Annotated in this window: 24 protein-coding genes; 13 read left to right on the top strand and 11 right to left on the bottom strand. The window is 67.8% G+C overall.

Translation table 11 applies throughout. The features are described 5' to 3' along the window. Complete coding sequence (locus ACF8NF_RS10030) at window positions 1–984, bottom strand: Bug family tripartite tricarboxylate transporter substrate binding protein (protein WP_392444366.1); 984 nt, start codon at window positions 982–984, stop codon at window positions 1–3. Window positions 985–1,227: 243 nt separating this feature from the next. Between ACF8NF_RS10030 and ACF8NF_RS10035 the strand changes: the two genes are divergently transcribed. Next, entirely contained in the window at window positions 1,228–1,794 is a 567-nt protein-coding gene (locus ACF8NF_RS10035; protein ID WP_013802266.1) for a MarR family winged helix-turn-helix transcriptional regulator, read from the top strand. A gap of 2 nt (window positions 1,795–1,796) precedes the next feature. Here ACF8NF_RS10035 and ACF8NF_RS10040 read toward each other — a convergent pair whose 3' ends face one another. Then, window positions 1,797–2,369 carry an NTP transferase domain-containing protein gene (locus tag ACF8NF_RS10040; RefSeq protein WP_267178619.1) on the bottom strand — a complete coding sequence of 191 codons (573 nt, stop codon included), beginning with the start codon at window positions 2,367–2,369 and terminating at the stop codon, window positions 1,797–1,799. A gap of 52 nt (window positions 2,370–2,421) precedes the next feature. On the opposite strand from ACF8NF_RS10040, the gene pdxH reads away from it, so the two are divergent. Then, window positions 2,422–3,069: a pyridoxamine 5'-phosphate oxidase gene (gene pdxH, locus ACF8NF_RS10045; RefSeq protein WP_017405177.1), complete on the top strand. Its 648-nt coding sequence runs from the start codon at window positions 2,422–2,424 to the stop codon at window positions 3,067–3,069. Between the two features lie 31 nt (window positions 3,070–3,100). Here the strand turns inward: pdxH and ACF8NF_RS10050 are convergent, their stop codons facing one another. Beyond that, window positions 3,101–4,054, bottom strand: a complete 954-nt coding sequence (locus ACF8NF_RS10050) for an AEC family transporter (RefSeq protein WP_250438882.1) — start codon at window positions 4,052–4,054, stop codon at window positions 3,101–3,103. Window positions 4,055–4,331: 277 nt separating this feature from the next. On the opposite strand from ACF8NF_RS10050, the gene ACF8NF_RS10055 reads away from it, so the two are divergent. After that, window positions 4,332–5,393, top strand: a complete 1,062-nt coding sequence (locus ACF8NF_RS10055) for a site-specific integrase (protein WP_392450541.1) — start codon at window positions 4,332–4,334, stop codon at window positions 5,391–5,393. Between the two features lie 35 nt (window positions 5,394–5,428). Here ACF8NF_RS10055 and ACF8NF_RS10060 read toward each other — a convergent pair whose 3' ends face one another. The 5 genes from ACF8NF_RS10060 to msrA form a co-directional block, all read right to left on the bottom strand. Beyond that, window positions 5,429–7,627, bottom strand: a complete 2,199-nt coding sequence (locus ACF8NF_RS10060) for a TonB-dependent receptor domain-containing protein (RefSeq protein WP_016451719.1) — start codon at window positions 7,625–7,627, stop codon at window positions 5,429–5,431. 237 nt (window positions 7,628–7,864) lie between these two features. Further along, entirely contained in the window at window positions 7,865–8,233 is a 369-nt protein-coding gene (locus ACF8NF_RS10065) for a hypothetical protein (RefSeq protein ID WP_223275282.1), read from the bottom strand. Between the two features lie 209 nt (window positions 8,234–8,442). Further along, window positions 8,443–8,763, bottom strand: coding sequence for a hypothetical protein (locus tag ACF8NF_RS10070; protein WP_046987381.1), 321 nt, complete (start codon window positions 8,761–8,763; stop codon window positions 8,443–8,445). Between the two features lie 48 nt (window positions 8,764–8,811). Then, window positions 8,812–9,267 carry a transcriptional repressor gene (locus tag ACF8NF_RS10075; RefSeq protein WP_016447083.1) on the bottom strand — a complete coding sequence of 152 codons (456 nt, stop codon included), beginning with the start codon at window positions 9,265–9,267 and terminating at the stop codon, window positions 8,812–8,814. A 148-nt stretch (window positions 9,268–9,415) separates the two neighbouring features. Next, the gene (gene msrA, locus ACF8NF_RS10080) at window positions 9,416–9,952 is read right to left on the bottom strand and encodes a peptide-methionine (S)-S-oxide reductase MsrA (RefSeq protein WP_016447084.1); all 537 of its coding nucleotides are present in this window, start codon (window positions 9,950–9,952) and stop codon (window positions 9,416–9,418) included. 145 nt (window positions 9,953–10,097) lie between these two features. On the opposite strand from msrA, the gene ACF8NF_RS10085 reads away from it, so the two are divergent. The 10 genes from ACF8NF_RS10085 to ACF8NF_RS10130 all read left to right on the top strand — a co-directional run bounded on the left by ACF8NF_RS10085 (window position 10,098) and on the right by ACF8NF_RS10130 (window position 21,234). After that, window positions 10,098–10,796, top strand: coding sequence for a TetR/AcrR family transcriptional regulator (locus ACF8NF_RS10085; RefSeq protein WP_016447085.1), 699 nt, complete (start codon window positions 10,098–10,100; stop codon window positions 10,794–10,796). After that, window positions 10,793–12,034: an efflux RND transporter periplasmic adaptor subunit gene (locus tag ACF8NF_RS10090; RefSeq protein ID WP_392450542.1), complete on the top strand. Its 1,242-nt coding sequence runs from the start codon at window positions 10,793–10,795 to the stop codon at window positions 12,032–12,034. Before ACF8NF_RS10085 ends, ACF8NF_RS10090 begins: the two co-directional genes overlap by 4 nt. A 2-nt stretch (window positions 12,035–12,036) precedes the next feature. Continuing rightward, window positions 12,037–15,264, top strand: coding sequence for an efflux RND transporter permease subunit (locus tag ACF8NF_RS10095; protein ID WP_279495284.1), 3,228 nt, complete (start codon window positions 12,037–12,039; stop codon window positions 15,262–15,264). Between the two features lie 43 nt (window positions 15,265–15,307). Beyond that, entirely contained in the window at window positions 15,308–16,018 is a 711-nt protein-coding gene (locus tag ACF8NF_RS10100; protein WP_016447088.1) for a protein-L-isoaspartate O-methyltransferase, read from the top strand. Between the two features lie 77 nt (window positions 16,019–16,095). Continuing rightward, entirely contained in the window at window positions 16,096–16,443 is a 348-nt protein-coding gene (locus tag ACF8NF_RS10105; RefSeq protein ID WP_016447089.1) for a rhodanese-like domain-containing protein, read from the top strand. Window positions 16,444–16,530: 87 nt separating this feature from the next. Beyond that, window positions 16,531–17,985 (top strand): TolC family outer membrane protein, encoded by a 1,455-nt coding sequence (locus tag ACF8NF_RS10110; protein WP_016451715.1) that lies wholly within the window; start codon window positions 16,531–16,533, stop codon window positions 17,983–17,985. 370 nt (window positions 17,986–18,355) lie between these two features. Then, complete coding sequence (locus tag ACF8NF_RS10115; RefSeq protein ID WP_013802240.1) at window positions 18,356–19,033, top strand: response regulator; 678 nt, start codon at window positions 18,356–18,358, stop codon at window positions 19,031–19,033. Window positions 19,034–19,035: 2 nt separating this feature from the next. After that, window positions 19,036–20,457 carry a cell wall metabolism sensor histidine kinase WalK gene (locus ACF8NF_RS10120; RefSeq protein WP_016451714.1) on the top strand — a complete coding sequence of 474 codons (1,422 nt, stop codon included), beginning with the start codon at window positions 19,036–19,038 and terminating at the stop codon, window positions 20,455–20,457. 91 nt (window positions 20,458–20,548) lie between these two features. Beyond that, on the top strand, window positions 20,549–20,809 hold the full coding sequence (locus ACF8NF_RS10125; protein ID WP_043790156.1) for a type II toxin-antitoxin system Phd/YefM family antitoxin: 261 nt from the start codon (window positions 20,549–20,551) through the stop codon (window positions 20,807–20,809). Window positions 20,810–20,820: 11 nt separating this feature from the next. Then, complete coding sequence (locus ACF8NF_RS10130; protein WP_043790155.1) at window positions 20,821–21,234, top strand: type II toxin-antitoxin system VapC family toxin; 414 nt, start codon at window positions 20,821–20,823, stop codon at window positions 21,232–21,234. 59 nt (window positions 21,235–21,293) lie between these two features. Here the strand turns inward: ACF8NF_RS10130 and ACF8NF_RS10135 are convergent, their stop codons facing one another. The 3 genes from ACF8NF_RS10135 to ACF8NF_RS10145 form a co-directional block, all read right to left on the bottom strand. Further along, window positions 21,294–22,613, bottom strand: a complete 1,320-nt coding sequence (locus ACF8NF_RS10135) for a 3-deoxy-D-manno-octulosonic acid transferase (RefSeq protein ID WP_277848368.1) — start codon at window positions 22,611–22,613, stop codon at window positions 21,294–21,296. A gap of 15 nt (window positions 22,614–22,628) precedes the next feature. Next, complete coding sequence (locus ACF8NF_RS10140) at window positions 22,629–24,017, bottom strand: phosphomannomutase/phosphoglucomutase (RefSeq protein ID WP_016447094.1); 1,389 nt, start codon at window positions 24,015–24,017, stop codon at window positions 22,629–22,631. Window positions 24,018–24,167: 150 nt separating this feature from the next. After that, entirely contained in the window at window positions 24,168–26,054 is a 1,887-nt protein-coding gene (locus ACF8NF_RS10145; RefSeq protein ID WP_016447095.1) for a propionate--CoA ligase, read from the bottom strand. Window positions 26,055–26,251 lie beyond the last annotated feature (197 nt).

The following is a 26,251-nucleotide window of genomic DNA, read 5'->3' on the forward strand; positions in this document are numbered from 1 at the left end:
TCATTCAGCGGTGATGCCGAGTTCGCGGATCACCTTGCCCAGGCGCTCGTAGTCGGCAGCGTTGACATCGGCCAGCACCTGCGGCGACCCGCCCACGGGCGCGGCACCGAAGGTGGCCATCTTTGCCGCCACCTCCGGCATCCTGAGGATCTCGTTGAGATGGGTGTTCAAGGTCTGCACCACGGCGGCCGGCGTGCCCTTGGGCGCGAAGAAGCCATTCCAGGCACCCGCGGCGATGTCCCTGTAGCCCAGTTCCGCCAGCGAAGGCACATCGGGCAGCAGGGGCGAACGCTTCGGGTCGGTCACGGCCAGCGCGCGCAGCTTGCCCGCCTGGATGTACTGGGCCACCGGCCCCAGCGTGACGTAGGCCAGTCCTACATGGCCCGCTGCCACATCGTTGACGGCCGGTGCCACGCCGCGATAGGGCACATGCTGAATGCTCACTCCGGCAGCGCGGTTCAGCCACTCGGCACCTATGTGCATGGGCGAGCCTGCGCCGGGACTGGCGTAGCTGAGCGTCTTGCCGGCCTTGGCCGCAGCCACCATGTCGGCCACGCTTTTGAATCCCGTGGAGGGATGGGCCACGAGCAGCACGGCCTGGCTGGCGGTCTGCACCACGGGGGTGAAACCTTTCAAGGGGTCATAGGTCGCGGCAGGAGGGAGCCTCATCACCATGGGGGCGATGGTGAAGGGGTTGGGCGTGAACAGCAGCGTGTAGCCATCGGGCACGGCCCGCGCAACCAGGTTGTTGCCCACGGTGCCGCCCGCCCCGGGCCGGTTGTCCACCACCACGGGCTGGCGCAGACGCACCGTGAGCTTTTCGGCGAACAGGCGCGCCATGGCGTCCGTGTCACCACCTGCGGGATAGGCGACCACCACGGTGATCGGCCTGGCGGGGTAGTCCTGTGCAAATGCCGGACCACAGACAGCGGTGGCAAAAGCCAATGCTGCAATGGTCAGGCCTTGCCGACGATGGGGGGTCATCACTGGCTCCTTTGAAAGCGCGGACATGCATCGGTCAGATACGGGCATGGCAGCTGGGGCTGGCTATGGGGTGAATTCATAAAATTCACCCATGAAACATTGATCCTCAAGAGAATCAATGACGATTTTCTCCGGCAAGTTGATGAATCAACTTACTGAAAACACCGATTGACCTCTATTGATTTCTCTAAAGAAATTCCACAAGACAAACGTCAGGCAGCCTGTGAAACAATTGATGGGAACATGTCCATCCCACCTTCTCCTCTCCCTGTGCCCAGCACGCCCGCAGGCAATCCCTGGACCCACCTTGACGAGGCAGGCAGCAGCCTGACCGTCGATGCCTTTCTGACCACGCTGATGAGCCAGGTGGGCAATGCGCTGCGGCGCACCATCACCGTGCCCTATGCCGATACGGCGGGCTTGACGGTTTCGGAGTGGCGGCTGTTGGCCCTTGTCGCGCATGCAGGCGAGTTGCCGTTCAGCGCGCTGGTGGTGCAATCCACTTCGGACAAGGCCCTGGTGAGCCGGGCGCTGCGGCTGCTCGAGGAACGCGGCCTGGTGGCCCTGCTGGCGCAAGGCTCCACTCCACGCAAGAAGATCCTGTGCTCCATCACGCCTGCGGGCCGGCAGTTGCATGACGAGGTGATGCCCGTGGCCCGACAACACCAGGCCGCTGCTCTGCTAGCGCTGACGCAGGAGGAACGGGAGGTGATGTATCGGGCCTTGCTCAAACTGCGCGGTTATTGCCAAGGCAGCCAAGCCGACCCAGCGACCGAAGGCGGCCCCGCTACGGCAGACGGCGAAGCCTGAATTCAGCCCACTTCAGGCCGGTTCTGCAGCAACACCACAGCGCGCGCCAGATCGTCCAGCGTATCGATGTCGGTGAGCACACCAGCATCGTCCACATCGACCTGAACCACATGTCCGGCTTCGCGCAGCGCCTTCAGCACAGGCGCCCCGCCCTTCTCTCCGCTCAACGCCATGAGCGCCGCGCCGCATGCGGCGCCGAAACCCACGGGATGTCCACGCTCGCCTTGATGGACAGGCTGGACGGCTCGGGCCCCCGCATGCAATGCATCGGCCACTTTCAGCAAGGTCTGTGGACTCACCAGCGGCAGATCGGCCGGCAAGACCAGCCAGCCTGGCGCATCGGCTGTGGCACGCACGGCCGCAGACAGCGAATCGCCCATTCCGGGGTGGCCCGCATCTTCCAGATGCCAGGGCAGGCCGCTGGCGCGGACGGCGGCCAGTGTGTGTTCCAGCACGGTGCTGCCGCCCAGCGGCGCAGCGAGCTTGTGCATAGTGCCGCCCGACGCGCGGAAACGCTCGCCACGGCCCGAGGCGAGGATGAGCACGCAAGGCCGGCCTTTGAAGTCTCTGAGCATGCGCAACTCTAGCGCAGCAAATGGGAGGTCGGGCGCAGGCACAATGCAGGCCATGAGCAGCATTTCCACCTCGATCGCCGATCTGCGCAAAAGCTACGAGCGCGCGGAACTCAGCGAATCGGCCTCCCTGGCCGATCCGCTGCAGCAGTTTGACCAATGGCTGCAGGAAGCCCTGAGCGCCCAGGTGCCCGAGCCCAATGCCATGACGCTGGCCACCGTGGGCGGCGACCTGCGGCCCAGCACACGCATCGTGCTCATCAAGGGCTATGACGAGCGCGGCCTGGTCTGGTACACGAACTACGACAGCCGCAAGGGCCAGCAACTGGCGGGCAACCCCTTTGCCGCGCTGCAGTTTCACTGGGTGGAGCTGGAGCGCGTGGTGCGCATCGAAGGTCGGGTGGAAAAGGTCAGCGAGGCCGAAAGCGACGCCTACTTCAACAGCCGTCCGCTGGACTCTCGCATTGGCGCCTGGGCCAGCCCGCAAAGCCAGGTCATCAGCGGGCGCAGCGTGCTGGTGGCCAATGCGGCCAAGTACGGCGCGCAGTTCCTGCTGAACCCGCCACGCCCGCCGCATTGGGGTGGATTCAGGCTGGTGCCCGAGCGCTGGGAATTCTGGCAAGGCCGCAAGAGCCGGTTGCACGACCGCCTTTGCTACCAGCTTGAAGCTGGAACCTGGCTGCGCCAGCGCCTGGCGCCCTGATCCCCTCGATTGCTGGCGCTGCTGAAACCCATCAGCCCGGCAGGCGCTGGGCCAGCCACAGCATCAGCGGCACGGTAAGCAAGGCCAGCGCAGTGGACACCGCGATGCTGGCGGACACCTCCTCCTGCATCACGCCATAGCGCTGCGTGAACAGGAACACGTTGGCCCCCACGGGCAATGCAGCCGCCGTGAACATCACGACCACCGGCAGGCCGCCCAGACCGAAGGCCCAGGCCAGCGCAAGCATCAGCAGCGGATGCACCAGGTTCTTGACCAGCGCGATGCCAGCAGCCTCTCGCAAGTTCTGGCCCACCCTGGTGTAGGCCAGGGTCACGCCGACCAACAGCAGCGCCATGGGGCCCAGCGCCTGGCCCAGGACCTGCAGGGACCGGTCCACCACTTCGGGCAGCACCAGCCCAGTCTGAGCGAACAGCAAGCCAGCGAGTATGGGCAGCGGCACAGGATGCACGATGCCGTTGCGCACGGCCTGCAGCACCGTGCGCCACATGGGGCGCGGTGCGCTTTGGCCGCAGCGCTGGCGTTCGTGGGCCTCGGCCAGCTCGAACACGATGGTGGCTGCGGTCAGCAGGATCAGCGCATGCAGCGAGACCAGGGTGAACAACGTGACAAGCCCTTCCTCCCCGTAGACCAGCCCCACCAGCGGCACGCCGATCATGACGGTGTTGCTGAACATATTGGCCAGCCCCCGCGCGGCCGAGCGCGTGGAAAAGCCGCCCAGCACCATGGACACCACGAAGATCAGAGCAGTCGCCAGGAAATACAGGGCCACGGGCTGAAAGTCCAGCTCCTGTACCCGCACCGCACCCATGGTGCGAAACAGCAGCGCCGGCGTAAGCACCAGAAACACAAGGTTGGACAAATCCTTGATGGCTGTGGCACGCACCCAGGCCAGCCGGGCGGCAAGAAAGCCCGCGCCTATGCAAAGAATGACAGGGATGAGGGAGGCAAGGACGGGAGAGTTCACTGAAGCAGGACCGGGAAGCTGCGCCTGCGCAGGCTTGCGGCGCGCGCAGATTATGCGCCGCAGACCCGGCCCTGCCTCGTTCAGGCGTCGTCCCGGGCCTCGAAGGCCCGGCCAGCCTCCACGGACGTGCCAAGGCTCAGATTCATGCCGAACAGCCCCCTTTTTCTGGCGACTTGTCGCCACTGACATTCATCAGTCGATAACAAGGTTGCCACTCAACTTCATGTAAGTTACATTGAACATCCCTATTGGTTGATTCGTTTTGCTCTAGACGCCCATGACTTCATCACCATCCCAGGCACCCGCTGCCGGCAAGCCGCCGTCCACTGTCCCCGACGGACTGGCCCTGTTCCGGCATTGGCTGGAAACCGAGGGCGCCAAGGGCTGGGATGCCCTGGACACGGCGCCCGACAGCGGCTACGAAAAGGTATGGCGTGCCTGGCTGCGCAGCCTGGGCGATGCGGGCATGCCAGCCAGAGAAAGCACCCCCTCCCCCACCACGCCGAAAGGCAAAGTCAACGCAAAGGCCCGCGCCTGGCAACAGGCCACCGCCGTGGATGTCCAGAATTTCCTGCGCCCGCGCGAAGGCCAGTTGTCGGGCCACCAGCCCGGCCGCCGCATCAGCGAGGTCACGCGCAGGCGCTACTGGCGCCTGCTGGAACGCATCTACGACCATGCGCTGGACCACGGCTGGGTCAGCGCCAATCCCGCCGCAGGGTTGGCGCCGCAGGAGCGCCCCCCTGCCGAAGACGGCCAGGGCCATTGCCTTCCTGCGCCGCTGTGGAATGCCCTGCCCCGCCACATTCCGGTGGCCGACGGCTTTCAGTCGGCGCGCGACCGCGCCATCTTGCTGCTGCTGTACGAGCTGGCGCTGGCGCCCGAGGAGGTGCGCGGCCTGTGCTGGCGCGATGTGCAATGCGCCATCCCAGGCGATGGCCTTCCCTGTCAATTGCATATCGATGGCGCACGCGCCGCGCAGCAGCGCACGCTGGATCTGTCGGAAACGGTGGTGAAGGCGCTGCAGGACTGGAAAGGCTTCAGCGCCGGCCAGCGCGGGCCGGAGGCCGTTCAACCCGGTGCCACGGTCTTTTATTCGCGCGAGGGGCAGCCGCTGTCGGTGCGCGTGCTGTTCCATGTGGCCTCGCAGCTGATACAGCGTGCCCATGCGGCCCAGCCCGCTTCTGCCCAGAAGGCGCCGCTGCACCGGGTCGGGCCGCAGGTGCTGCGCAACACGGCCATCGTGCAGTGGTTGCGCGCGGGCCGTGCCGAGACCGAAGTGGTGCAGTGGATAGGCGTCGACAGCACACGCGCCCTGCGCCATCTGCAGCATTACCTGTAGCAGACGGCGCCGGAGCGCAGCGCGGGCAACCCGCCTTAGAACGACACCTTGACGCCCACGGTGATATTGCGCCCCATCAGCGGCGCAGCGTTCTTGATGAACGAGGTGTGGGCGAAGGCCAGGCGGTTGGTCAGGTTGTTGCCCTTGATGAAGAACTGCCAGGGCGTGCCACCCGAGGTGCGCAGCGTGTAGCTGGCCGAGAGGTTGAGCATGCCGTAGCCGTCCGTCTCGGTCTCGTAGGCGGTGACACGGTTCTGGCGCAGCACCTGCACCCACTCGGCCTGGGCATCCCAGCCCTTGTAGAAGGTGTCCACGCGCAGGCCTACGCGCGCCGCGGGAATGCGCGGCAAGGCGGAGCCGTCTTCCAGCCGCGCACGCACGGCGTCACCGAACAGGGTCACGCCCCACTGGCGCGACAGCTTCTGGCGCACCTGGCCCTCCACGCCGGTGAAGCGTGCGTCGGCCTGGGTGTACTGCAGCAGTTGCAGGCCGTCATGCTCGTCCAGCGTGGCTCCGTAGATGTAGCCCTTGACGCGATGGTGGAAGGCATTGACGCTGAACGTGGTGTCCCCCGAGGTCTTGCGCAGGCCTATGTCCAGCGCCTGCGAGCGTTCGCGCTTGAGGTCGGCATTGCCGCGCTCGTAGGTGGAAGTCGCCATATGCAGGCCGTTGGCGTACAGCTCCTCGGCCGTGGGCAGGCGGTTGCCCTGCGTCAGCGAGGCCGACAGGCTGTAGCCCGGGGTGAACTTCCACACCGAGCCCAGCGAGAACGATGTGCCGCTGTGGCTGCGCGAGATGCCGCTTTGCTGGGCATCCACGGTCTGGCGCTCATGGCGCAGCGCAGCCTGCCAGCGCCAGTCCTGCCAGCGGTATTCCTCCAGCAGGTAGATGCTGTTGCGGCGGGTTTCGGTGGGCTGCACATAGGCCTCCTCCCCCTCGGCACTGAATTTGCGCTGCACGGTCTGCAGGCCGATGACGCCGCGCCAGCCGGCGATGGGCTCCAGCTCGGCCTCCACGCGCAGGTCATGGGCGCGGTTCTTGAAGGTGGTCGAGACCTGGCCGTCCTCGATCTCGTCATGGCGGTAGTCGGTCCAGCCGCCGCGCACGCGCAACGCCGCAATGCCTGCCGTCGGATTGCGCCATTCGCCGCGCAGATCCCAGCGCTCGCTGTTGAGGTCGACCACCGGCACGCTGCCATGGTCGTGATCGTGTTCTTCGTCGCCATGGTCATGTCCGTCCTCGTCGCCGTGGTCATGGCCGCCGCAGTGCAGATGGTCGCCATGGGTGTGGCAGCCCTCGAAGCTGTGGTTGTGGCCCGGCAGGCCATAGCGCGCGGTCTGGCGCGTGTAGGCCAGGCCCAGGTAGCCTTGCGTGCCGATCCAGGACAGGCCCAGGCTGCCCGTATCGGTGCGGTTGAAGCTGCCGCCCACGCGCCCCTGCGACTGGCCGTTGGGCGCCCAGCCGCTGCCCACGCGGTAGTCGCCGGCATCGCGCGCCATGCCCTCGGCGTGGATGGCCAGCTGGCCGGCGCCGCCCGTCAGCGAGAACGCGCCGGCCGTCTCGCCCGCGCCCGTGCTGCCGCGCAGCTGGGCCGAGCCCGTGATGCCGTTCTTGGGAATGGACGTGGGGATCTTGTCGTCCAGGATGTTGACCACGCCGCCCATGGCGCCGCCGCCGCCGTAGATCAGCGCCGAAGGGCCGCGCAGCACTTCAATCTGCGTGGCCAGCATGGGCTCGCTGGCCACGGCATGGTCGGGGCTGATGGTGGAGGCGTCATGCAGCTCCGAGCCATCGCTGAGGATCTGCACGCGCGGGCCGTCCATGCCGCGGATGATGGGGCGGCTTGCGCCCGCACCGAAATGGCTGGCGTGGATGCCGGGCTCGCCGTCCAGCGTCTCGCCCAGCGTGGCGGCCTGGCGCAGCGTCAGCACATCGCCTTCCAGCACCGTGGCTGGCGTGGACATATCGGCCGAGGTCAGGCCCAGGCCGCTGGCCTTGACCGTCACCTCATTGAGCACAGGCGTGTCGCTGCGCGGGGCATCCGCCTGGGCGCCGGTGGCAGTTCCGGGCGCGGCGGCGACTCCAGCCTCCGCAGGCTCTGCTGCCATGGCCAGCCCTGCCATCGCGGGGCCGAGCACGCCCGCCAGCAGCAGTTGCTGCAGCAGCGGGCGCAGCTTCATCCTCTCCCCCTGCACCTTGGCGTCCTGGTGGTATTGCTTTGTTGTCACTCTCATCACTGGTCTTCCCGGCAGCGGCCGGCCACGGCTCCGGGGACGTGGGAATGCGGGCGCTGCAAAAAATGGCGTCGGAAACGGACAACCGGGGTGCGCCATGCAGGCGCACGCAGCCATCCGATCGGATATGCATTCAGGATCTGTCCAACCTGGGCACAGCGCCTCTTGCGTGCAATGCAGGAAGGCGCGCGCAAACAGCTTCAATGGGCGGGCGCATGCAGCGCCGCCGCCCAAGGTTCAAGCCGCCAGGCGGGCAGTGATGGGATGCGGGGGACCACGCGCATCGAAGAAAGCCGCCAGCACACGGCCATCGCGCACGATGGGCGGCTGGGCGGGCTCGGCCTGCTCGCCCCAGAAAGGCGGCAGCGCCACGGCGGGCGGTGGCCCCGCCATGCCTTCGTGCAACTGGTCCAGCAGTTGGCAGTCCGCCGGGCCGTGGCCCGAGAACAGCGCATGCACCCAGTCGACGGGTGCAGCGCAGGAGGTGGCCACCACCTCGACCGGGCCATGGGCCGTGGCCGAGGCCAGGCCGCCAGCATGCACCACACGGTGCATCTGGCCCAGCAACGGCGCCAGTGCGATGGACCAGACCAGCAACCAGGCCAAAAGCCAACCCCGATTCGGCACGGCACCGCGCAACGCAAGCCGTGAGGCGGGCGCAGGCGAGTGGCGACTCGGGAGTTTGAAGGGCATGGATGAATCAGGAGCGGGTCAGGCAGCGCAGAGTGTATGCGCCAATTGGCGGGGCAGGTTCCAGCATCCCGTCACAAAGACGGGCGACTGCTCACAGCAGTGCACGGCGGGCAATGCCGCGCTCAATGCGCATGGCGCATGCCGCAGAACTTGCCCAGCGCCAGGCCCTTGCAGTCGGCCTGCAGCTGCTTGTGGCATTGCGCATGGTCACGCCCTGCCGCCAGACACTGTGCGGCGGCCTCGTGGGCCTTGGCCATCGAGCGGTGTCGCTCCATGTCGGCACGGGCATGGGCATCCAGTTGCACCGAGCCACCCTGTGCCTTGGCGTCCGCCGGGGTCTTGGCATGGTCATGGTCTTGGCCGTGATCGTGCGCCTGGGCCGCAGCGGCCAGAAAGACAGCGGCCAGGATCAGGGAAACGGAACGGAAGGGGGAAAAAGTCATGCGAGATCCTGAAGGGCTATGCAAGAGAAAAAGGGGAAGACGGCCACCTCACACGGACGGATCATTCCGGGAGTGCCCGGTGCCGCTGCAGACCTGGCACCGCCCCGTCACCGACACATCGATGGCCTGGCCCTGCAGGCCGCTGGCTGCCAGCGCCTGCCGCAATTGCAGCAAGGCGGCCTGCAGTTGCTCACCGCCCCCGCCTGCCTCGCCGCCCAGACGAAAGGCGCTGTGGCAATCCGCACACTCGAAGTGCGCAGCGGCGTCGCCTTCGCAGGCCGCGCCCTGAAGGGGCCTGCCGTACCGGGCCACGCGTGCCGCATCCACGCTGCGGCGCAACACGCCGGCTGCGGCCAGCCGGTCCAGCAGCCGGTAGACGGTGACGCGGTTGACCTGCACGCCCTGGGCATGCAGGGCGGCTTCCACATCCGCCTCGCTCAACAGCGCATCGGCGCGCGCCTCCCACAGCGCCAGCACGGCCCGCGTGGCGCGGGTCGAACGCATGCCGCAAGGCAAGAGCAAGGGGGAGGGAGTCGGCGATGACATGGGCAATGCAAGAGCGGGCTGCAGAGCGCGACAGGACACCGTTATCGCAACCGGGTTGCATTATGCCCGCAAATCACAACCGCTTACACAACCCGCCCACCTGGGCTCATTGCTTGACCCAGCGCGCAAAGGCACCTCGGAATTTCTGCACCTTGGGCCCCACCACGAAGGCGCAGTAGCCCTGGCTGGGATGGTTCAGGAAGTAGTCCTGGTGATAGTCCTCTGCGGGCCAGTAGCTGGCCAGGGGCTGGACCTCGGTCACGATGGGAGCGTCATACGCGCCCGCCTGGGCCAGCTCGGAGATCAGCGTACGTGCGACCTCCGCCTGATGGTCATTCGTGGTGTAGATCGCGCTGCGGTACTGCGTGCCCACGTCGTTGCCCTGGCGGTTGAGCGTGGTCGGATCGTGCGTGCCGAAGAACACGGTCAACAGGTCGCGCAGCGGAATCACAGCAGGGTCGAACTGCACGCGGATGACCTCGGCATGGCCGGTCTGCCCGGTGCAGATGTCTTCGTAGCTGGGATCGTCCAGATCGCCGTTGGCGTAGCCGCTTTGCACGTCGCTCACGCCGCGCACGCGGTCGAAAACGGCTTCGGTGCACCAGAAACAGCCGCCGCCCAGATAAATGGTTTCAGTCGTCATATGCGCCTTTTCTGTGAGAAATCGAAAAAATGACCACACGCAATGCATGCAGGCCGTTGTGCCTACAGGTTAGCCCATGCACAAGCCAGGTGACGACGAACGGTTCTGCGGTTACGATAACTAACCCATCAGTCATTAATTTTCCGTGACCGACTCCCCCGCCTCTTCACCCGCCCCCGCCGAGCCTTCCGGAAAGCGCAGCCGCCGCAAGCACGAGCGTCCGGGCGAGCTGCTGGAAGCCGCGCTCGACCTCTTCGTGGAAAAGGGCTACGCCGCCACCCGCGTCGAAGAGGTCGCCGCCCGGGCCGGGGTTTCCAAGGGCACGCTGTTCCTCTATTTCGCGAGCAAGCAGGAGCTTTTCAAGGCCGTGGTGCGCCACAGCATCGCGGGCCGCTTCGGCGAGTGGAGCGAGGAACTCGACAACTACTGCGCACCGTCCACCGATCTGCTGCGCTACTGCTTCAAGTCCTGGTGGGAGCGCATCGGCAGCACCAAGGCGTCGGGCATCACCAAGCTCATGCTCAGCGAGGCGGGTAATTTTCCCGAGCTGTCGCAGTTCTATCACCAGGAGGTGGTTCTTCCAGGCCATGAACTGATCCGGCGCATCCTGCAGCGCGGCGTGGAGCGCGGCGAGTTCCGGCCCATGGATCTGGACCTGTCCGTGCACTGCGTGGTCGCCCCGATGATGTTCCTGATGATCTGGAAGCATTCGCTGGGCGGCTGCCTGCCGCACGGCGACTTCGATCCCGAGCGGTTTCTGGAATCCCAGATCGACTACCTGCTGCATGGCATGTGCCAGCCCCTTGCAGCCACCACACCACCCTCCTCCCCGCCCACACCATGAAGCGTCGCACCGGCTGGCTGATCGGCCTGGCCTTACTGATCGCCATCGGCGCCAGCGCATGGCGCGCCGCATCCACCCGGCATAGCAAGCAGGCCGCCATTGCCGCGGCCACCCAGCCGCGCGAGATGCCGGTGCGCGTGGGCCCGCAGGAGGTGGTGCAGCTGCAGCCGCGCCAGTTGCAATTGACCGTGCCCGTCAGCGGCGTGGTGCAGGCCGTGCGCAGCGCCGTGGTCAAGGCCTATGTGGCCGGCGAGCTGCGCGGCCTGCAGGTGCGCGAGGGCGACAGCGTGCGCAAGGGCCAGGAACTGGCCCGCGTGGACGCCACCGAGGTCGAGGCCCGCTGGCGGCAGGCCCGCCAGCAGGCCGACGCGGCCCAGGCGCAGCTGCAGCTGGCCCAGCGCCAGCACGACAACAACCAGGCCCTGGTCACCCAGGGCTTCATCTCGACCACGGCACTGGCCACGTCCCAATCCAATCTTGACGCCGCCCGCGCCAACCTGGCCGCCGCCCAGGCAGCCGCCGATGTGGCACGCAAGAGCGTGACCGACAGCGTGCTGCGCAGCCCCATGGACGGGCAGGTCGCCCAGCGTCTGGTGCAGGACGGCGAGCGCGTGGGCGTGGAAACGCGGGTGCTGGAGATCGTCGATCCCTCCGAGCTCGAGGTGGTGGCCCAGCTGGCGCCCGCCGATTCGGTGCGTGTGCAGGTCGGCCAGCAGGCCCTGTTGCAGGTCCAGGGCGCGGGCGACGATGTGGCCGCCGTGCCCGCGCGCGTGGTACGCATCAACCCCAGCGCCCAGCCAGGTTCGCGCAGCGTGGCCGTCTATCTGCGTGTGCAGGCTGCACCGGTCAACGCAGGCGCCGCCGGCAGATCCATCCCCATCGTGCGCCCGGGCCTGTACCTGCAGGGCAGCATCGTCACGGGGCAGACCGAACAGCTGGCCGTGCCCCTGACCGCCGTGCGCACCGACCAGCCCCAACCCTATGTGCAGCTGCTGCAGCCGGCGGGCGAGTCCGAACCGGACAAAACCCTGCTGCGCGTGCAGCACCGCCCGGTCACGCTGGGCAGCCAGAGCGCGCAGGATGGGGCCACCTGGATTGCCGTGTCCACCGGCCTGCAGGCCGGTGACAGGGTGCTGGCCGGCAGTGTGGGCGGCCTGCGCGCAGGCACGGCGGTGCAGATGCAGCAAATGCAGCAGGCCCCGCAGCCCCAGGCTGCGCCAGCCCCCGGAGCCCGCTGACCATGTGGTTCACGCGCGTCAGCCTGGCCAACCCTGTGTTCGCCACCATGCTCATGCTGGCCCTCATGGTGCTGGGTGTGTTTTCCTACCAGCGACTCAAGGTGGACCAGTTCCCGAATGTGGACTTCCCCGTGGTCGTGGTCACGGTGGACTATCCGGGCGCCTCGCCCGAGATCGTGGAGTCCGAGGTCACCAAGAAGATCGAGGAAGGCGTCAACTCCATTGCCGGCATCAACGCGCTGACCTCGCGCAGCTATGAAAGCACCAGCGTCGTAATCATCGAATTCCAGCTGCATGTCGACGGCCGGCGCGCTGCCGAGGATGTGCGCGAGAAAGTCGCCTCGGTGCGCCCCACCCTGCGCGACGAGGTCAAGGAGCCGCGCGTGCTGCGCTTCGATCCGGCCAGCTCGCCCATCTGGTCCGTGGCCGTGCTGCCCCAGGCCGATGCCGGCGCCAAGGCGCCCGATGCCGTCGCGCTGACCAGCTGGGCCGACCAGGTCCTCAAGAAGCGGCTGGAGAACGTGCGCGGCGTGGGCGCCGTCAACCTGGTGGGCGCCACGCCGCGCGAAATCAACATCTACCTGCAGCCCGAGGCGCTGGAAGCCTATGCCATCACGCCCGACCAGATCGTGAACGCCGTGCGCAGCGAGAACCAGGACCTGCCGCTGGGCGCCATCCGCTCGCGCGAGCAGGAGCGCGTGGTGCAGATCGACGCACGCATGAAGCGCCCGCAGGACTTCGAGCGCATCATCGTCGCCCAGCGCGGCGGCGCGCCCGTGCGGCTGGGCCAGCTGGCCCGCGTGCAGGACGGCGCGGGCGAGCTGGAGACCGTGGCCCTGTACAACAGCAGCCGCACCCTGCTGCTGTCCGTGCAGAAGGCCCAGGACGAGAACACCATCGAAGTCGTGGACGGCCTGAACGCCACGCTGCGCGAGATCGCCGCCGAAGTGCCGGCCGGCGTGCGGCTGGAGCCGATTGCCGACAGCGCCCGCCCCATCCGCGTGGCCGTCAACAACGTGCGCCAGACGCTGATCGAGGGCGCGGCACTGACGGTGCTCATCGTCTTCCTGTTCCTGAACTCCTGGCGCTCCACGGTGATCACGGGGCTGACGCTGCCCATTGCGCTGATCGGCACCTTTTTGTTCATGTACTGGTTCGGCTTCTCCATCAACATGATCACGCTGATGGCGCTGTCGCTGTGCGTGGGCCTGCTGATCGACGACGCCATCGTGGTGCGCGAGAACATCGTGCGCCATGTGCAGATGGGCAAGGACGCGCATGCCGCCGCGCTCGACGGCACGCAGGAGATCGGCCTGGCCGTGCTGGCCACCACGCTGTCCATCGTGGCGGTGTTCCTGCCCATCGGCTTCATGGGCGGCATCATCGGCAAGTTCTTCCACGAATTCGGCATCACGATCGTGGCGGCCGTGATGATCTCCATGTTCGTGAGCTTCACGCTGGACCCCATGCTGTCCAGCGTCTGGCACGACCCGACCATCCACGCCCATGGCGAGCAGCGCGGCCGCAGCCTCTACGACCGCACGCTGGGCCGGGTCACGGCTTGGTTCGAGCGCGCCACCGACTCGCTGTCCCACTTCTACCAGGATGTGCTGGGCTGGGCGCTGCGCCACAAGATCGCCACGCTGGCGGCGGCGCTGGCCATCTTCGTGGCCAGCATCTTCCTGGTGCCGCTGCTGGGCACGGAATTCGTGCCCAAGGCCGATTTCTCCGAGACCACGGTGAGCTTCAACACGCCCGTGGGCTCGTCCATCGAGGCCACCGAGGCCAAGGCACGCCAGGTCGATGCCATCATCCGCGCCCTGCCCGAGGTCCGCTACACGCTGGCCACCATCAACACCGGCACGGCCCAGGGCAAGATATACGCCAGCATCTACATACGCCTGCTGGACCGCCATTTGCGCCAGCGCAGCGGTGACGAACTGTCGGGCGTGCTGCGCGAGCAGCTGCAAAGCGTGCCCGGCATCACCGTCACCCATGTGGGCCAGCGCGAGCCCGTGGGCGGGCAAAAACAGGTCGAATTCTCGCTGCAGGGCCCGGACCTGGGCGAGCTGGAGCGCCTGAACCGCGTGGTGATGGAACGCCTGCGCGGCATTCCCGGACTGGTGGACCTGGACAGCAGCCTCAAGCCCGACAAGCCCGTGATCGACATCACCGTGCGGCGCGATGCGGCCGCCGACCTGGGCCTGTCGGTAGGCTCCATGGCCTCCGCGCTGCGCACCTGGGTTGCCGGCCAGACCGTGGGCAACTGGCGCGCCAGCGACGACCAGACCTATGACGTCAAGGTACGCCTGGCGCCCGAATCGCGCAGCACGCCCCAGGACCTGGAGCGCCTGCCCTTCGCCCTGCCCTCCACCTCCGGCGACGGCAACATGCGCATCGTGCGGCTGAACCAGGTGGCCACCGTCACGCCCGGCACCGGCCCCAGCCAGATCAACCGCCGCGACATGACGCGCGAGGTCGCCTTCAGCGGCAACGTCTACCTGCGCTCCAGCGGCGAGGTCTCGGCCGACATCCGCAAGGCCTTGGCCGACATCGCCCTGCCGCCCGGCTACCGCACGCAGTTCAGCGGCGCCACCAAGAGCATGAACGAATCGTTCGGCTATGCGGTGTCCGCCCTGGCGCTGGCCATCATCTTCATCTACATGATCCTGGCCAGCCAGTTCAAGAGCTTCCTGCAGCCGCTGGCGTTGATGACTTCGCTGCCGCTGACGCTGATCGGCGTGGTGCTGGCGCTGATGATGTTCGGCTCGGCCCTGTCCATGTTCTCCATCATCGGCGTGGTCATGCTCATGGGACTGGTCACCAAGAACGCCATCTTGCTGGTGGACTTCGCCATCCGTGCGCGCGGGCCGCACAGCGACCCGGACACCGGCCAGATCCGCGACGGCCTGCCGCGCGAGCAGGCCCTGCTGCTGGCGGCGCGCGTGCGGCTGCGCCCCATTCTGATGACCACGCTGGCCATGATCTTCGGCATGGTGCCCCTGGCCTTCGCGCTCAGCGAGGGCTCCGAGCAGCGTGCGCCCATGGGCCAGTCGGTGATCGGCGGCGTGGTGACTTCCTCCCTGCTGACCCTGGTGGTCGTGCCCGTGGTCTATTGCTACCTCGACGACTTCTCCCAGTGGCTGCGGCGTCTGTGGAACGGCAACCAGCACGACGCGGCCCCCGGCCAAGGCGCCGCCAGCGCCCCCACCCTGCCGCGAGACTCGTAGAATCAAAGGTTTGTCCTGACAAGTCTTTCTCCGGAGATACCCCATGAGCCTGCCCCTGAACAGCCTGCCCGAACACCACAGCGCCCAAGCGCACGCGCGCTACAACATGATCGAGCAACAGATCCGCCCCTGGAACGTGCTTGATGAAGAAGTGCTGGCGCTGCTGGGCAAGGTGCACCGCGAGAATTTCGTGCCGCCCGAGCATGCCGGCCTGGCCTTCATGGACCTGGAAATCCCCCTGGTCGCCCCGGCCGAGGAAGCCGCCGCCAAGGGCTGGTGCATGCTGGCCCCGCGCATCGAGGCGCGCATGCTGCAGGACCTGAAGATCAAGCCCACCGACCGCGTGCTGGAAATCGGCGCCGGCTCGGGCTACATGGCCGCCCTGCTGGCCGCCCAGGCCAAGGAAGTCGTGACGCTGGAAATCGTGCCCGAGCTGGCCGAGATGGCCCGCGAAAACCTGCTGGGCGCCGGCATCACCAATGCCGAGGTCAAGCTGGCCGATGGCGCCACGGCAGCGGCTGCCCTGGGCCAGTTCGACGCCATCGTGCTCAGCGGCTCGGTCGCCCAGGTGCCGCAGGCCCTGCTGGCCCAGCTCAACGACGGCGGCCGCCTGGCGGCCATCGTCGGCCAGCTGCCCATGATGCGTTTCACGCTGGTGCGCAAGAACGGCCACCAGTTCGAGACGAGCCAGCCCTGGGACGTGGTGACCGCCCGCCTGGCCAATTTCGAAGAGCCTTCGCGCTTCACGTTCTGAAACCCGCTGCAGCGGCCGATGCCCGCAAGACCATGGCCGCTGCCGCAACCCCATTCCATTCCGCAAGGATCTTTCCGATGCTTCCCCAAGTGCCTCCCGCGCAACTCAACGATTGGCTGACCCAGCACTCCAGCGGCTCCGATGCCCTGCCCCTGGTGCTGGACGTGCGCGAGCCCTGGGAAGTGGCCCAGGCCAGCGTACGCCCCGAGGGCTTCGAGCTGCGCTGCATCCCCATGGGCGAGATTCCCTCGCGCCTGCAGGAACTCGATCCGGATCACCCCACAGCCTGCCTGTGCCATCACGGCGCACGCAGCATGCATGTCGCTGCCTTCCTGATGAACAACGGCTTCGAGACCGTGGCCAATATCAGCGGAGGCATCGATGCCTGGTCGCGCGAGCGCGACCCAGGCGTGCCGCGCTACTGAGCGGCAAGACGCAAAAGAAGCCCGGGACACGGCCAACCCGCCGTCCCCGGTGCTTCGTGACGACTGTGTTTTGATTCGAGGACCTCTATGCCCCTGCTTCGGCCCCTTGCCCCTGTCGCTTACGCCCCGCCCCGCCCACACGCCTGGCCCCTTCGCCAGATTGCCTTGCTGCTGTGCGCCTGCGGCATGGGGACCGCTCTGGCCCAGTCCACCGTCCCTGCCGCCCCGGCCTCGGGCTTGCCCGCCGTGACAGCCTCATCGGCCACGGGCCAGAGCCTGTCGGAGTTGGTCGCCAAGGCACGCGGCTACGACGCCCAGTGGCAGGCCCAGCAGGCCGACGCCCAGGCCGCCGCCAGCCGTGCCGAGCAGGCGCGCTCGGGCCTTCTGCCCAGCGTGGGCCTGCAGGCGGGCGCCAACACATCGCATGTGGAAGTCAGCGTGCTGCCGGGGAGCTTTCGCTCGCCCCAGCAGAACCTGCAGCTCAGCGCCCAGCAGCCGCTGTACCGCCCGGCCAACAAGATCGCCTACGACCAGGGCCAGCGCGGCGTGGACGTGGCGCGCGCCCAGTTGGACAGCGGCGAGCAGAACCTGCTGGTTCGCGTGGCCCAGGCCTACTTCGATGTCCTCGGTGCCCAGGACAGCCTGGCCGTGGTCAAGGCACAGAAGGCCGCCATTGCACAGCAGCTGGAATTCGCCAAGCGCAACTTCGAGGTCGGCACGGCCACCATCACCGACTCGCGCGAAGCCCAGGCCCGGTTCGACCTGGCCGGTGCCCAGGAAATCGCCGCCGAGAACGATCTGCGCGTCAAGCGCCTGGTGCTGGACCAGATCGTCGGCGCCGTGGGCACCGTGCCCCGCCCGCTGGCCCAGCCGCTGCAGTTGCCGGCCCTGATGCCCGCCGATGCCCAGGCCTGGGTGGACACCGCCCTGCAAGGCCAGCCCCAGCTGCGCCAGGCCCGCCTGGCGCTGGACATCGCCCAGCTGGAAACGAAGAAAGCCGAGGCCGGCCACAAGCCCACCGTGGACCTGCAGGCCGGCTACGTGGTCAACCGCTATCCCAACGGTTCGGTCACCCCGCAGATCGGCACCAGCTACCGCACCAATGCCGCCAGCGTGGGCGTGGTCATGAACCTGCCGCTGTTCGCCGGCTTTGCCGTGCAAAACCGCATCAAGGAAACCCTGGCGCTGGAAGACAAGGCGCGCGCACAGCTGGACGACGCCCAGCGCAACGTGGAGCAGAGCACGCGCACGGCCTTCTTCGGCGTGCAGTCGGGCCAGGCCCAGGTCAAGGCGCTGGAGGCCGCGCTGGCGTCCAGCCAGAGCGCGCTGGACGCCAACAAGCTTGGCTACGAGGTCGGCGTGCGCATCAACATCGACGTGCTCAACGCACAGAGCCAGCTCTACCAGACCCAGCGCGACCTGGCCCTGGCGCGCTACCAGGTGCTGCTGGGCCAGCTCAAGCTGCGCCAGGCCGCCGGCACGCTCAGCGACGACGACCTGCGCGCCATCGATGCGCTGTCGCTCCGCGCGCCAGCCCCTTGAATCCCTGAAGCGCCCGCACGGCCGGCAGTGCCCCGGGCTGATGCCCGGCCGCCGCGGGCCGCGCGCCTGGCGCCGCAGCTCTGTGCTCTGGCAAAGCCGAGGCACGCAAACCCGCCACGACCAGAATCCAGGCAGCCAGCGCGCACAGCACCGCCAGGCGGCTCAGCAAGGAACAGCGGGAGAGTCTTGGCATGCGCGCCTTGCCTTCTTCGGAGTTGTCGAGCGGGCCACTGTGGCAAACCCGCCTGAAGACCTGCCCCGGCTTTCCTGAAGGGATGCTGAAGCGCATCGTCCCCGCCTTGACCGATACTCGCGGCAGCCCTCCCGCAGGCGCCGGTCCGCGGCATGGGAGAGGCACAGGGAACACACGATGAGACTGCTGCTGGTGGAGGACGATCTGGATTTGGGCAATGGCGTGCGCATCGCATTGGGCGATCACGCCATGGACGTGGTCTGGGTGCGCCGCCTGTCCGATGCGCTGCGCACGCTGGAGCAGCAAAGCTTCGAGATGGTGTTGCTGGACCTGGGCCTGCCCGATGGCGACGGCATCAGCCTGCTCACGCGCCTGCGCCGCGAATGGCGCCGCCTGCCCGTGCTGATCCTGAGCGCACGCGACAGCCTGCATGACCGGCTGCACGGCCTGGACAGCGGCGCCGATGACTATCTGGTCAAACCCTTTGCCCTGGCCGAACTGGTGTCACGCGTGCGCGCCCTGGCGCGCCGCAGCTATGGGCAGGGCGACGGAACGCTGCATCTGCGCGGCCTGTCGCTGCACGAGCCCACGCGCCGTGTCAGCGTTGCAGGCCAGAACGTCGAGCTGTCCCGCTGCGAATTCGACCTGCTGGCCCTGCTGCTGCGGCGCATGGACCGCGTGGTCACGCGCAGCGGCATCGAGGAGGAAGTCATCCCGGGCGGCAGCGCCAACGGCAGCAATGCGCTGGAGGTCCATGTCTCCAACCTGCGCCGCAAGATCGGGCCGGGCTTCATACGCACGGTGCGCGGCATTGGCTATGTCATCGACTCGCAGCCGATGGCTCCCCTGTCCTGACCATGACATCGCAGACCGTGCAGGGGCAGCAGGCCAGCCCGAGATGGCGCCGCTGGCTGCGGCCCACTCTGGGCCGGCGGATGCTGCTGGCCCAGATGGGCGTGCTCACCGCGATCTGGACCGCGTTGCTGGTGGCGGCCATCTACATGGCCCACTTCCACAATGAATTGCTGGTCAGCAAGCCTGTCTACGAACTTGTCATGGCAGTGGCCGAGGACCTGGCCGACCTTCCGGACCGCCAGCAGCACAGCCTGGCCGCGCTGGACACGGCCCTGCGCCATGAATACAGCGATGGAGACGACGACATCCGCTTCACGCCCACGCTGCTGGTCTGGCAGCGCGGCCAGCTCCTGTACCGCTCGCCCACGCCGGCACCCACCCTGCGCAACCGCGTGCTGGACACGGTCGAGGACATAGATTTCGAAGGGCAGACCTGGCGCATGAGCACGCTGCGCTCGGCCTCGGGCCAGACCGAAGTCACGCTGATGCTGCCGTCCTTCAAGGAACTGCTGATCACCCTCAACACCCGCAGCTACTACCTGCTGCCGCTGCTGATCAGCCTGCCCTTCCTGGCCTTTCCGGCCTGGTGGTCGGTACGCGCGGCACTGCGCCCGCTGCGCCGCGTGGGTGACGAGCTGGCCACACGCGGCCCCGACGACCTCAGCGCGCTCACCTATGCGCCGCCACACGCCGAGCTGCGGCCGCTGGTGCAGGACATCAACGCCCTGCTGGCCCGCGTGCGCTCCAGCAGCGAGCGCGAGCGCAACCTCATCGCCGATGCAGCCCACGAACTGCGCACGCCGCTGGCCGCCATGCACGTCAATGTCGAGGCCCTGCTGCGCCTTGGCAGCGAACCGCGCCAGCAGGAACTCATGGACAGCCTGCTGCGCAGCAACCAGCGCGCCAGCCGCATGGTGGCCCAGCTGCTGCAGCTCATGCGCAGCGAGACCGAAGCGCCCGGCATGGCCATGCAGCCGCTGCGCCTGGACCTGCTGCTGGAAGACCGGCTCGCCGCACTCGACGCCCTGGCCTGCCGCCGCCCGGTGGAACTGGCCCTGGAAGCCAGCGAGCCACTGAGCGTGATGGGCGAACGCGAAGGCCTGGTCTCGCTGATCGACAACCTCGTGGACAACGCCATCAAATACAGCCCCGCCCACGCCACCATCAGCGTGCGCCTGCAGCGCCAGGGCGACCAGGCCGTGCTCCAGGTGCGCGACCGTGGCCCGGGCATTGCCGAGGCCTGGCGCCAGCGTGTCTTCGACCGCTTCTTCCGCGTACCCGACCAGAGCCAGAGCGGCAGCGGCCTGGGCCTGGCCATCGCCAGGACCGTGACCGAGCGGCACGGCGGCAGCATCGAGCTGCTCAGTGCGGAGGATGGAGGGCTGCTGGCGAGTGTCAGCCTGCCCGTGCTGCAGGAAGGATAGGGCCCTTGATGCGTGCATGGGCCCAGGATTGCAGAGCCAACAGTCCAGGAACTAGACTGGGCCTGTAACCCGTGAGCGAAGGAGTGCAATCATGAAATCCTGGCCTGTACAAGATGCCCAAGACCACTTCAACGAGCTTCTCGAAGCCTGCCTGACCGATGGTCCGCAAGTGTTGACCCGGCGTGGCGCGGACACTGCCGTGCTCGTTCCTATGCAAGAGTGGCGCCGTCTGCATCCCGCTGCCGAACCTGCGTCGCTCAAGGAACTGCTGCTCTCGGAAGCGGGCCGCGCAGACCTGCTGATCCCGCCGCGCGGCCAGGCGCACCGCAGGCCCGTCGAGCCCGCCAACTGAGTGCGCCAGAAATGTATTTGCTGGACACCAACATCATTTCAGAGCTGCGGCGCCCCAGGCCCCACGGAGCCGTCCTGGCCTGGCTTCAAGCCCTGCCTGAGCCGGAGCTCCATCTGTCCGCGGTCAGCCTGGGCGAAATCCAGGCGGGCATCGAGCTGACCCGGCAACAGGATGCTGAGAAGGCCCGGGAAATCGAACGCTGGGCAGATCTGGTCTCCGCCTCCTACAACGTGCTGCCGATGGATGCCGAGAGCTTTCGGATCTGGGCCCGGCTGATGCACGGGCGCTCCGATGCGCTGTATGAGGACGCAATGATTGCAGCCACGGCCATCCGCCACAGGCTGGTCGTGGCCACACGCAACATTCGAGACTTCGCGGATTTTGGTGTGGCGCTTGTCAACCCTTTTGAGTCGCCCTTTCGCTGAACTGGCACAAGCCCCTTTGGTGCGTAGTCTTGCCTGCCCGCTCCCCTTGCACAGGAGGATCAGGAGAGCGGCTGCACCAGCCCGGCCACCGCCTGCGCCGTGGCCCGTGCGGCCCCACGGTGCTGGTCCAGAAAGCCGCGCGCCTGGGCCACGGCATGGGCGTGGGACTGGCGGTCCCCGGCCAGGTCCACGGCCAGGCGCAGCCCGTGCTCCAGGTCGGGTGCGCGCAGCGCGGCGCCGGCCTCGCAGGCCAGGTCCGAGGCTTCGCTGAAGTTGAAGGTGTGCGGCCCCAGCACCACGGGGCAGTCGCAGGCCAGGGCCTCGATGAGGTTCTGTCCACCCAGCGGCGCAAAGCTGCCGCCCATGAGCGTGGCATCGGCCAGGCCGTAGTACAGGGCCATCTCGCCCAGCGAATCACCCAGCCAGATGTCGATGTCATCCGCAGCAGCCCCGCAGGGCGGGCCACCCACCCACTGGCTGCGGCGCGAGACATGCAGGCCGCCGCCAGCCAGCAGCGCCGCCACTTCGTCAAAGCGCTGCGGATGGCGCGGCACGACCAGCCATTGCACGGCCCGGCCCACAGGCCCCAGCGTGCGCAGGGCGGACAGCAGCATGGCCTCCTCGCCCTCCCGGCTGCTGGCCAGCAGCACCACAGGGCGGGACAGGCCGGACTTCCATTGCCGGGCGCGCTCCAGCAGCGCAGCGTCCGGACGCGCATCGAATTTCAGGTTGCCGAGCACGCCGCGCACGGGCGCACCCAGCAGGCGCAGGCGCCGGGCATCGTCCTCGGTCTGCGCCCAGGCGGCGGCCAGGGCGGCATAGGTGGGCCGCGCCAGCGGCGCCACGCGCAGTGCCTGGCCCAGCGATTTGTCGCTGAGCCGCGCATTGGCCAGCGCCAGCGGCACGCCCTCTTCGCGGCAGATGGCGACCAGGTTGGGCCAGACCTCGGTTTCCATGAGCACGCCGACTGCGGGCCTGAACTGCTGCACGAAGCGGCGCACGGCCGCCGGCGTATCCCAGGGCTGCCAGACCTGCAGGTCGCCGGACTGCAGCAGCCGGCGGCCTTCTGTGCGGCCTGTGGCCGTGCCATGGGTCAGCAGCAGGCGCATGCCGGGCAGGCGCTCGCGCAGCGCGGTCAGCAAGATGGCGGCAGCGCGCGTCTCACCCAGCGATACGGCATGAATCCAGATCCACAGGCCGCGTCCGTCCTGCCCCAGCGTGGCCGGCTGGTAGCGGCCAAAGCGCTCGGGAATGTGCTCGGCATAGACGGGCTCGGCCTCGGCGCGGCGCAGCAGCTTGCGTCGCAGCAGCGGCTGCGCCGCCCAGGTCACAGCGCTGTACAGCGCGCGCGCCCAGGACGTGGGAGAGCGGGAAGTCATCGCCTGGCGCGCAAATCAGTGCGCGGCACCGCCAACCTGCGCGCCGGGCTTGACGCGCTCCAGCAGCGCCAGCATCTGCGTCTCGATGCGCGACAGCGCCTCCTGGGTCTGGCCCTCGAAGCGCAGCACCAGCACGGGCGTGGTGTTGCTGGCGCGGATCAGGCCGAAGCCGTCGGCCCAGTCCACGCGCAGGCCGTCGATGGTGCTGACCTGGGCCGGTGCGGCAAAGGTCTCGGCGGCCAGGGCCTGCAGTTCGGCGGCCAGGCGATGGGGCTCGCCCTCGGCGCAGGCCACATTCAGTTCCGGGGTGGAAAAGCTGGTGGGCAGCGCGTTGAGCAAGGCGCTGGGGTCGGCCTCGCGGCTGACGATCTCCAGCAGGCGGCAGCCCGCGTAGGTGCCGTCATCGAAGCCATACCAGCGCTCCTTGAAGAAGATGTGGCCGCTCATCTCGCCGCCCAGCGGCGCGTCCAGTTCCTTCATGCGGGCCTTGACCAGGGAGTGCCCGGTCTTGAACATCACGGGCTCGCCCCCGGCCTCGCGGATGGCGGGCGCCAGGCGCTGCGTGCATTTCACGTCGTAGACGATGCTGCCGCCCGGCACGCGCGAGAGCACGTCCTTGGCGAACAGCATCATCTGGCGGTCGGGGAAGATGTTCTGGCCGTCCTTGGTGACGATGCCCAGGCGGTCGCCGTCACCATCGAAGGCCAGGCCCAGTTCGGCGTCCGAGGTGCGCAGCGCCTCGATCACGTCGCGCAGGTTCTCGGGCTTGCTGGGGTCGGGATGGTGGTTGGGGAATTCACCGTCCACTTCGGAGAACAGCTCGATCACCTCGCAACCCAGGGCGCGGAAGATGCCGGGCGCCGAGGCACCGGCCACGCCGTTGCCGCAGTCCACCACGATCTTGATGGGGCGCGCCAGCTTCACATCACCCACGATGCGCGCCTGGTAGTCGGCCTGCACATCGGCGCGGCGCACGCTGCCGGTGCCCGTGATCGTCCAGTCATCGCTTTCGACGCGGCGGCGCAGGGCCTGGATTTCCTCGCCGTAGATGGCGCGGCCGGCCAGCACCATCTTGAAACCGTTGTAGTCCTTGGGGTTGTGGCTGCCCGTGACCTGGATGCCCGAGCGCGCCAGCGTGCTGGCTGCGTAGTACAGCATGGGCGTGGTGGCCAGGCCGATGTCGATCACCTCGATGCCGACCTCGGTCAGCCCGGCGATCAGCGCCGCGGACAGCGAGGGTCCCGACAGGCGGCCATCGCGTCCCACGGCCACCACGGTCTCGCCGGCCGCCAGGGCCGCCATGCCGAAGGCGCGGCCCACGCCGAGCGCGACCTCCTCGTTGAGCGTGGACGGCACGATGCCGCGGATGTCATAGGCTTTGAAGATGGAAGATGCGACCTGCACGTCGAAAACGCTTTCTCGTCGGTTGAAAACAGGGCGCCGCAGCCTGGGGACCTGGCCCGGCTGCGGCCCAAGGCGCGATTGTAGGCGCGGCAGGCAGGGGCGCCGGCGCACATCACCCCGGCTGCAAGCGGTTGCGGCGCGTGCCCTGCCTCACAGCTGCTGCTGCACCTGGGCCAGCGCAGCCGGGTCTTCCATGGTGCTGAGGTCGCCCGGGTCGCGCCCCTCAGCCACGGCCTGCATGGCGCGGCGCAGCAGCTTGCCGCTGCGCGTCTTGGGCAACGCACTGACGAAGACCACGCGCGAGGGCCGGGCCACGGCGCCCAGCCGCGCATCGACCAGCTTCATCACATCGGCCTGCAGAGCCGCGCGCTCGGCCTCGCCCTCCAGCGCCGTCCGGGGCACGGCAAAGGCCAGCGCCACCTGGCCCTTGAGCGTATCGGCCACGCCGACCACGGCGACTTCGGCCACCTGGGGGTGGGCGGAGATGCATTCCTCGATCTCGCGCGTGCCAAGGCGGTGGCCGGCCACGTTGATCACGTCGTCCGTGCGGCCCAGGATGAAGAAGTAGCCGTCCTCGTCGCGAATGCCCCAATCGAAGGTGCTGTAGACCATGCGGCCCGGAATGCTCTTCCAGTAGGTGTTGACGAAGCGCTGATCGTCACGCCAGACGGTCTGCATGCAGCCCGGCGGCAGCGGTCCCTCGATGGCCAGCACGCCCTTTTGCCCGGCGCCGAGCAGCTCCTCGCCCGTGGCCTCGTCGATCAGTTTCACGTCATAGCCATAGACGGCCTTGCCGGGACTGCCGAAGCGCGTGGTCTGCTGCTCCACGCCGTTGCACAGCGTGAGGATGGGCCAGCCGGTCTCGGTCTGCCAGTAGTTGTCGATGATGGGCTTGCCCAGGGCCTGGCTGATCCACTGCGCCGTGGGCTCGTCCAGCGGCTCGCCGGCCAGCCACAGCGCCTTGAGGCTGGAGATATCGTGGCGGTGCAGGTACTCGGCATCGTGCTTCTTGAGCACGCGGATGGCCGTGGGCGCCGAGAACATGTGGGTGACCCGGTACTTCTCCACGATGCTCCACCAGATGCCCGCGTCGGGGCGTATGGGCAGGCCCTCGTAGAGCACGGTGGCCATGCCCGCGATCAGGGGCCCATAGATGATGTAGCTGTGCCCCACGACCCAGCCGATGTCGCTGGTGCAGAAAAAGGTCTGGCCCGCCTCGGCCCCGAAGATCAGCGGCATGCTGGCGGCAAGCGCCACCGTGTAGCCGCCCGTGTCGCGCTGCACGCCCTTGGGGCGCCCCGTGGTGCCGCTGGTGTAGAGCGTGTAGCTGGGGTCGGTGGATTCCACCCAGGTGCAGGCGACCTGGGCGTCGGCGTGCAGCGCACGCAGGCTGGTCCAGTCGTGGTCGCGGCCGGCGCGCATGGGCGCAGGCGCCAGGCCACGGTCCACGATGAGCACGGCCGCTGGCTTGTGGCTGGCCAGTTGCAGGGCCTCGTCCAGCAAAGGCTTGTAGGCCACGACGCGCCCGCCGCGCGAGCCCGCGTCGGCACTGATGATGACCTTGGGCTCGGCATCGTCGATGCGCGAGGCCAGCGCCGCCGACGCAAAGCCGCCGAACACCACCGAATGGATGGCACCCAGCCGCGCACAGGCCAGCATGGCAAAGGCCGCCTCGGCAATCATGGGCATGTAGATCTGGACGCGGTCGCCCTTTTGCACGCCCAGCGACTGCAGCACGGCGGCCATGCGCTGCACCTCGGCATGCAGTTCGCGGTAGGTATAGACCTTCTCGGTGCCGGTCTCGGTGGAGATGGCGATCAGCGCATTCTGGTCGGCGCGCTCGGCCAGGTGCCGGTCCACGGCGTTGTGGCAAAGATTGGTCTGGCCGCCCACGAACCACCTGGCGAACGGCGGGTTGTCATAGTCGCAGATGCGCTGGGGCGGCACATGCCAGTCGATGCGGCCGGCCTGCTCGGCCCAGAAGGCATCGCGCTCCTGGATGGAGCGGCGGTGGAAATCGTCGAAACGCGGGGCCATTGTCTGTCTCCTGTCGTTGTCATGGATTGGCGGCTTCTGAATTCATAATTATTCATAATGCGCTTGCCCAAAGCTGACAAATCCTGCACAGCGACCCGGGCCGGCCCCCTCCGTCCCATTCGTCTTTCATGGCCCCGCCTTGCGACGGGCGTAAAAAAAGGCGCCGTGCAGGCGCCTCGACGGAAAACCATCGCTTC

The sequence above is a fragment of the Delftia sp. WSY_22 genome (assembly GCF_043104185.1).
Classification (GTDB): Bacteria; Pseudomonadota; Gammaproteobacteria; order Burkholderiales; family Burkholderiaceae_C; genus Comamonas; species Comamonas tsuruhatensis.

Excerpts from the sequence above, each read along its gene's own strand:
- ACF8NF_RS10030 (WP_392444366.1), bottom strand. The coding sequence starts at position 984 with ATGACCCCCCATCGTCGGCAAGGCCTGACCATTGCAGCATTGGCTTTT.
- ACF8NF_RS10035 (WP_013802266.1), top strand. The coding sequence starts at position 1,228 with ATGTCCATCCCACCTTCTCCTCTCCCTGTGCCCAGCACGCCCGCAGGC.
- ACF8NF_RS10040 (WP_267178619.1), bottom strand. The coding sequence starts at position 2,369 with ATGCTCAGAGACTTCAAAGGCCGGCCTTGCGTGCTCATCCTCGCCTCG.
- pdxH (WP_017405177.1), top strand. The coding sequence starts at position 2,422 with ATGAGCAGCATTTCCACCTCGATCGCCGATCTGCGCAAAAGCTACGAG.
- ACF8NF_RS10055 (WP_392450541.1), top strand. The coding sequence starts at position 4,332 with ATGACTTCATCACCATCCCAGGCACCCGCTGCCGGCAAGCCGCCGTCC.
- ACF8NF_RS10060 (WP_016451719.1), bottom strand. The coding sequence starts at position 7,627 with ATGAGAGTGACAACAAAGCAATACCACCAGGACGCCAAGGTGCAGGGG.
- ACF8NF_RS10070 (WP_046987381.1), bottom strand. The coding sequence starts at position 8,763 with ATGACTTTTTCCCCCTTCCGTTCCGTTTCCCTGATCCTGGCCGCTGTC.
- ACF8NF_RS10075 (WP_016447083.1), bottom strand. The coding sequence starts at position 9,267 with ATGCGTTCGACCCGCGCCACGCGGGCCGTGCTGGCGCTGTGGGAGGCG.
- msrA (WP_016447084.1), bottom strand. The coding sequence starts at position 9,952 with ATGACGACTGAAACCATTTATCTGGGCGGCGGCTGTTTCTGGTGCACC.
- ACF8NF_RS10090 (WP_392450542.1), top strand. The coding sequence starts at position 10,793 with ATGAAGCGTCGCACCGGCTGGCTGATCGGCCTGGCCTTACTGATCGCC.
- ACF8NF_RS10095 (WP_279495284.1), top strand. The coding sequence starts at position 12,037 with ATGTGGTTCACGCGCGTCAGCCTGGCCAACCCTGTGTTCGCCACCATG.
- ACF8NF_RS10100 (WP_016447088.1), top strand. The coding sequence starts at position 15,308 with ATGAGCCTGCCCCTGAACAGCCTGCCCGAACACCACAGCGCCCAAGCG.
- ACF8NF_RS10105 (WP_016447089.1), top strand. The coding sequence starts at position 16,096 with ATGCTTCCCCAAGTGCCTCCCGCGCAACTCAACGATTGGCTGACCCAG.
- ACF8NF_RS10110 (WP_016451715.1), top strand. The coding sequence starts at position 16,531 with ATGCCCCTGCTTCGGCCCCTTGCCCCTGTCGCTTACGCCCCGCCCCGC.
- ACF8NF_RS10115 (WP_013802240.1), top strand. The coding sequence starts at position 18,356 with ATGAGACTGCTGCTGGTGGAGGACGATCTGGATTTGGGCAATGGCGTG.
- ACF8NF_RS10120 (WP_016451714.1), top strand. The coding sequence starts at position 19,036 with ATGACATCGCAGACCGTGCAGGGGCAGCAGGCCAGCCCGAGATGGCGC.
- ACF8NF_RS10125 (WP_043790156.1), top strand. The coding sequence starts at position 20,549 with ATGAAATCCTGGCCTGTACAAGATGCCCAAGACCACTTCAACGAGCTT.
- ACF8NF_RS10130 (WP_043790155.1), top strand. The coding sequence starts at position 20,821 with ATGTATTTGCTGGACACCAACATCATTTCAGAGCTGCGGCGCCCCAGG.
- ACF8NF_RS10135 (WP_277848368.1), bottom strand. The coding sequence starts at position 22,613 with ATGACTTCCCGCTCTCCCACGTCCTGGGCGCGCGCGCTGTACAGCGCT.
- ACF8NF_RS10145 (WP_016447095.1), bottom strand. The coding sequence starts at position 26,054 with ATGGCCCCGCGTTTCGACGATTTCCACCGCCGCTCCATCCAGGAGCGC.